The organism is Flavobacterium psychraerolatum (assembly GCF_025960985.1).
Taxonomy (GTDB): Bacteria; Bacteroidota; Bacteroidia; order Flavobacteriales; family Flavobacteriaceae; genus Flavobacterium.
Genome location: NZ_JAOQMX010000077.1, coordinates 1 through 6,263, shown reverse-complemented (window position 1 = coordinate 6,263; position 6,263 = coordinate 1). Strand labels below are relative to the sequence as shown.

8 protein-coding genes are annotated in these 6,263 nt (G+C 28.0%); all 8 read right to left on the bottom strand.

Annotated features, from left to right (window positions below; genetic code table 11):
* Positions 1-223: 223 nt before the first annotated feature.
* A complete protein-coding gene (locus M2326_RS17230; RefSeq protein ID WP_264620785.1) occupies positions 224-514 on the bottom strand; it encodes a helix-turn-helix domain-containing protein in 291 nt (96 codons plus the stop codon).
* Positions 515-784: 270 nt separating this feature from the next.
* Positions 785-1,630, bottom strand: a complete 846-nt coding sequence (locus tag M2326_RS17225; protein WP_264620784.1) for an RteC domain-containing protein — start codon at positions 1,628-1,630, stop codon at positions 785-787.
* Between the two features lie 261 nt (positions 1,631-1,891).
* Positions 1,892-2,017: a hypothetical protein gene (locus M2326_RS17220; RefSeq protein ID WP_264620783.1), complete on the bottom strand. Its 126-nt coding sequence runs from the start codon at positions 2,015-2,017 to the stop codon at positions 1,892-1,894.
* Between the two features lie 153 nt (positions 2,018-2,170).
* Positions 2,171-2,332 (bottom strand): hypothetical protein, encoded by a 162-nt coding sequence (locus M2326_RS17215; RefSeq protein WP_264620782.1) that lies wholly within the window; start codon positions 2,330-2,332, stop codon positions 2,171-2,173.
* An 18-nt stretch (positions 2,333-2,350) separates the two neighbouring features.
* Positions 2,351-2,437, bottom strand: coding sequence for a transposase (locus tag M2326_RS17210; protein ID WP_264620786.1), 87 nt, complete (start codon positions 2,435-2,437; stop codon positions 2,351-2,353).
* Positions 2,438-2,566: 129 nt separating this feature from the next.
* Positions 2,567-2,989, bottom strand: coding sequence for a transposase (locus tag M2326_RS17205; protein WP_264620781.1), 423 nt, complete (start codon positions 2,987-2,989; stop codon positions 2,567-2,569).
* Complete coding sequence (locus M2326_RS17200) at positions 2,989-3,294, bottom strand: DUF4372 domain-containing protein (protein WP_264620780.1); 306 nt, start codon at positions 3,292-3,294, stop codon at positions 2,989-2,991. The genes M2326_RS17205 and M2326_RS17200 overlap by 1 nt, the downstream gene beginning before the upstream one ends.
* A 1,572-nt stretch (positions 3,295-4,866) precedes the next feature.
* The gene (locus tag M2326_RS17195; RefSeq protein ID WP_264620779.1) at positions 4,867-6,159 is read right to left on the bottom strand and encodes an OmpA family protein; all 1,293 of its coding nucleotides are present in this window, start codon (positions 6,157-6,159) and stop codon (positions 4,867-4,869) included.
* Between the last annotated feature and the right edge of the window lie 104 nt (positions 6,160-6,263).

Sequence of the window (6,263 nt, the reverse complement as noted above, 5' to 3'; positions counted from 1 at the left end):
ACCAGGATAAAGATCTAATTTTAATGGAAAAATTAACCGCATAATTAATAATCGAAATTTAGAATAATACTCTTGTTTTATAGGGGTCAAAACACATTATCAATATATTTTTCGCTCGGCTCCATCCTATTTTTCAATTTGATTATTCGAAAATAAATAGATGAATAAGTACTATTTGAAAACTGACTTTTAGTGGAACAATTTGTCTTTAATTGACTCTTATTTAATGGCAAGGAGCGTTAAAACTATCTCGAATAAATTGATGAACATCTGATAATTTATAATAGATTTTTCCGCTAATTGTGTAATAAGGTAATTTACCTGAAGATCTGTAACGTTGAAGTGAACGATTACTAATTTTTAACATCTGAAGAAGGTCTTGATTATCTAGCAGTTCTTCTCCGTCAATATTATTTCGATTCTTTTGAATATTATTAACTTGTTCATTTAAAATATCAAAACGATCCATGATACGCTCCATCCAGGCTATAAATTCAATTCTATCTATATTCATATGAGCTTAATTTTAAGATTTGTACAATAACTTACTGGTCTGGTACAAATTTGAATATGATTTTATAGTTATTCCGCCAATGACAACCAATTGAAAAAAAACTTTTTACGGATTAATAATAGTAAAAACGGTTATTTGTTCTAGATTTAAGTCCTATTAGCAAGTCAGTATCTAATGGAAATAGATATAACTTACCTACAGAGCAATTGGCAATTATGGGTAAAAAAAAACAGCGTAGAGACACGCTGTTTTGTTGAAGAAGTGGAATAGTCATAAATTCTTATTCATATAATCTTCAAGTGATAATTTTAGCTGATCTATGAAAGCTGTTCTCGAACCTGTTCTGTCTTTCATCCGGTGAAATGCATGATGAATATCTCCTAAATGAATTTTAAATAAGACAAAAAAGGCTAAATTGATTTTTCTAATACTTACTTTACCATGAGAGATAGCTCCGCTAGCATGGAGCGCATAAATCAATTCTATAAGTGAATTTTTTGAATCAGTCCAAAACAAATCTTTAGCAGATTCTGAATTTTGCAGTGATTGATGATTGTTATGATCGGCATCCGTTTTAGATAGCAAGTAATGATAAAGTAATTCATTTGCTATTATTTTTGCAACTTTATAATCGTAATAAGTTGAAAAGGTTGAATCTATTTCGAAAACTATACTACTAAGACCATTGTGATAATTGATCTTCCCTAACAAATAATACTCGTTATCCTTATCAGTCCTGCCCGACCGGTAGTATCTGTAAAAATCTGAATTACTAATATGATCTTTATACTCCGTTTTGAGTTCCTCTAATTCGGCCGCAAAAAAAGCTTGATACAAATTCCCACTATTTACAGGACATGAAGTTTCTATCCTATAAACTTTGTTGTAAAAAATTAACTTACCTAGTATTTGAGGCTTTATATTTTTAAAGAAATTAATTTCTTCGGACTCATCTTCAAATCCTTCTTTAAATATTTTATCTTTTGTTTCTTCTAAAACTTTACGTAAATAGGTTGTTAATTTATACGATTCATCTATCACGCAACAGTCTCCTTCAACAAATATTAACTCAACTTTCTTAATATCATCCAGTAAATAATTCAATGAGCTTTTCATAGTCTAATTTTTTAAAAAATTATATACACTAAGAAAAAATTACTTGTAACGAGTAATCTAATTAATCTAAATTAAGAAATAAAGAGAAAAATAATACAACGGATAATAAATCTTATCGATTATTTAATATTTAGTTAACAATGCGGTCAAGGTTTAAAAAATTAAATTTATAAAAATCGGAAGCTGTTTTTCCAAAAATATGGATTAATAATCCCTCGCTTGACCATACTTAACTTTCTATTTAAATATCATTATTTTTAATTAACCAATAAATGGCGGTTCTATAGGTTGTCGAATCCTACTTACTACTACTGAAAGCAAATCATCAGCTGCTTTGTCCCTATTTTTTTGAAATTCATATTTAAATCCTTTTAATGGAGTCATCATTATTGAGTTTTTTTTATTTTCCTTATCAATCCTGTCCTAAATAAAATTGGAGCATACTAAAGCCGACCATTTCATTTCATTTAGTTTAAGTAATAAAATACTAATTTTTTAAAACAGATCCCCTTGTATGTAACCAGGAGGAGATTCTATATGCTATTGGAATGGTCTATCTAACCATTTTTGCAAGTCAATTTTAACAAAAAGATTCAATCTGATGAAAGCTACTAGATTGGACAAGTACCAATCAAATTTTGATTGTGCTTTTAACGCTTTTAGAATTAAAATGGTAATCAAAGCTGTCCATATTTGAATCATAACTGCATTTTCAGATGTTCATATAAATGATTTGATATGCAGTAACAGTTTAATGTCTCTAAAAAAAATTTCCACTTGCCATCTACTCTTGTATAATTCACTAATAGTATTGGGGGACCAACGAAATTAATTAGTAATCAGCTCGATTACTTGTCCATTTTCATCATTCCATGCAGATACTCTTCTTAAATTATTACAGTATTTTAATTTTGAAGGGGCCTATGTTAATTGAATCTAAGATTCGATAATTTCATCTTTGATAATATGGTGATGACGATATTCGGGTACCTCATTTTCTTTGACTGTTGTGAATTGCAAATTTTCCTTATGTCTAATTACTAAAAACACCTCATTACTGTCCCAAATATTTAATAGTGAGAAATCATTATAAAATCTATTAGCAACAATAACTCTGCCCTTTAGTAGAGGAATCTCGTAATCCCCTTTGTTATCTGCCGTTTTGCCATTAGTAATGTTAATATAAGCTAGGAGATTACCCTCAAAATCGAATAATGTGTGCATTTTTATAGCTCCTTTGGCTCTCTTATATTTTGCCCAATCAAATAAACTTATTGTAGTTGAATGTAGTAAAAAAATCTTTGTCTTAATTGTAAATTTAACTTGCTTAAATCTAGGATGCTGTCCTAAACTTTGCATCAGTTCAAAATAATAATCTCTAAAAGTTCATGAGAGCGATTTTTGTTTTGATAACTTATCGAAGACTTTGATGGAGCTTTATTTATTCCAAGATGATTTAGTTTCCCTGTTGCAGATCGAAGTCCATTTTTAATATATCGAACAGACTGACTCTTTGCAAATTGACAAAAAAGCATTGAAACTAAGTGATTCCAGCTGTTGAATCCTTTAATATGCTTGTCTGTTTCTATCTTGGAAACTATTTTATTGAATTTCGAACGGTCTAACTTTGAGATTATTTGAGAAAACAGCGTTATATTCGCCATAAGAGGGCGGATTTTTGTTATGCAACTCAAAGATAATTTGAGATACAAAATTCAACCCTCTTTTTTGCGCTTATTTTTTTAACTTTTAGGACACTATTGCTTCCATATCCAAAAAAAAAGTCTTGATTGATGTAAATTTTGTCTTCAAAAAAAAATATTTGTTTATTAGACCAAACCTCTTTAAATAGTATTAAGTTATTTACCGAAACTGATATTATTTAAATTTCTTCTGCAACATAAATCATTTTATCAATCCAAAAGGCCATTTCGTGTAGCTTTTATCCAAAATAAGACAATCATTTATTAGAACAATTTCCTTTATTTGTAAGGCCCTTAACTATTTTAGCTAATCGTTTTTGAAAAAAAGTAATTATCTGCATACTATCGAGTAAACTCTGGTCTACGTGACGAACTTGAGGCATAAAATCTTCAAAAAGTGAACTCGAAATATTTCTAAATACTTCAAATAATTGATTTAGTTTATTTGATGAACTTGAATAAGAATCTAAATTGGAAACTAAGAATGCAAATAATACGATGCAAATCCATATGTTTTCTTTATCGTGAATTGATGTCCTTCTTCAATGAAAAATAAAAATATGGTCATAATATTTTGGTGCTTTAGATCTTGTAATGTCTAGTTACTAAATTTTTCACAAATCGTTAAATAGATATCTACTAATTTTAATACTTTAGACATAATAATAATATGTTAAAATGCATATCAAACATATTTTAATTATATTGAATTTCAATTTTTTAACATAATAATCTAAAAGATATTTTTTTTAATTTAATTTTCTCAACCGTTGATTAGTATATATAATGAATTATGACCAATTATTCTAATTATATGCTCAGATCAAATGCGCTTACAGAATTAAAATTATATTACATAAAACAAAAAAACTTGCAAAAATGTTCCTGCAAGATTTAATTAATTAATTATGTGAGCCCAACACTATATCTCTTTTTTCAGAACTAGACAGACTAATTGAATACTTTGAGATTGCTTTATTTATTCCAAAAAGAATTAGGTTTCCTGTTACCAAGCGAAGCACATTGCAAATTTATCGAACAGACTACTCTTGGTGACTTGACAAAAAGCATGTTAACTAAGTAATTACAGCTATTGATTCCTATATTATATTTATATGATTCTTTCTGGGAAACTATTTTGTTAAATTTTCGATCGGTCTAACTTTGATGTTTTTCGATAAATTATGATATATCTAGCTTAACAGAGCATTTTTTTGTAGTCCAGCTCAAAAATGATTTAAAGATAAAAAATTCAAAACTCTTTTTTGTAGTAAGTTTTTAAACGTATAGGACATTATTGATGATTTATCTTTTAATTAAATTTTACAACATTATTCTAACTATACAGTGAGCACAGGCCAAATAATAACTTATAAAATAAAAAACACTTACAAAAATATTTTTGCAAGTGTTTAAGTGAAAATTATATATGTCACCAATTTTTTACAACAAGATATTATTATAGCACTAAGATTACTATTTAGTTTATATATTTAATTAATCAGTGATAACAAATTGAATTTTGAAACATACTTAATTAATTTTAAAAATGACCCTTCTAACTAATTGTCTCGCAACTTCTGACTCTTTAGGTACTGAATCATCTTCTCCCTTTGCAATAATAGTTAACCTACTAGCATCAATACCTGATTTTATAATAATGTCAGCTACATTGTTAGCTCTAATTTGCGATAATTTTTTGTTATAACTAGTATCTCCCAATTCATCAGCATATCCAATTACTTCTAATTTTGATTCAGGATTTTCTTTAAGGTATTTGAGTAAAAAATTAATAGCAGATATTGAACCTGTAGACACTGTACTTTTGTCAAAGTCAAAGAATACATTTACATATTGAGAATTTATCATATTACGTGCTTGTACATTGGTAACATTTTCATTCCCAGTAACTGTATTATTAATAATCTTTGAATTATCTACTTTTACCTTTTTTGACTGCTCTAATTTAACAGCAATTAGATTTTTACTTACATCCCTCAGTTTTGCTTCCAGAATGTCTAATCTGGCCAACAAATCGTCCGTTTTTTCACTTTTACTCTCACTAAACCAATCAGCATGAATGTCTTTTTTACCCAAATAGAAGGTTACTCCAGCTCCTGCAGAATAAATTATACTAGTCGCATTATTTCTAAGATCTGCATTAGTTTTTCCGTCAAAGTTTAGCTGCTGTGAAAAATTCTTATTAATAGTATAATCTATATTAAGAGCTAAATGATCGGAAACTTTTACTAAAATCGTAGCTCCAGTAACTATACTATACATATTATCTACCGAAAAATCCTTTGCTTTATAAAACCTACTTGAAGACTCAACTACTTGACTTTGCAAAAAAGACAGTCCAGGACCAAAATGTAATTGTAATCCAAAAGTATGTGTAAATTCCTCCCAGTTTAGCACTTGATGTACATTTATAACTGCTTGCAAATTTGAACTATACAAATTGTTACTGAATGGCATACTTTTACCAGCATTAGAAATATGGTCATAACCTAGTCCTAACATTAAGCCAAATTTTGTATTAAACATCTTTCGCAAGTTAATATCAAAATGATTGACCATTGGACTAGTAATATAATTTGGTTTAGCAGAATAGTATCCTACTGTAAAAGGACCAGCAGGCATATTATAACCACTATTTGCACTTAATGACCATGTATTAAAACTTTTCCTATTCAAAACTGAATTTATTGATTTCTCATTAAATTCACTATCCTTATGTAAAATAATATCCTTAGAAAATTCTTCTTGAGAAAATCCGTTTATAATGGTCATTGTTATTAGAAAAAGGGTAATAATATTTTTCATGTTCTTAAACTAAGTAATAAGAATAAAATAATGTCGTATTTTATTGTGGATATGTAAAAAATTTAATATATTTATCTCATTATGAGATATGTAACACTAAAAGA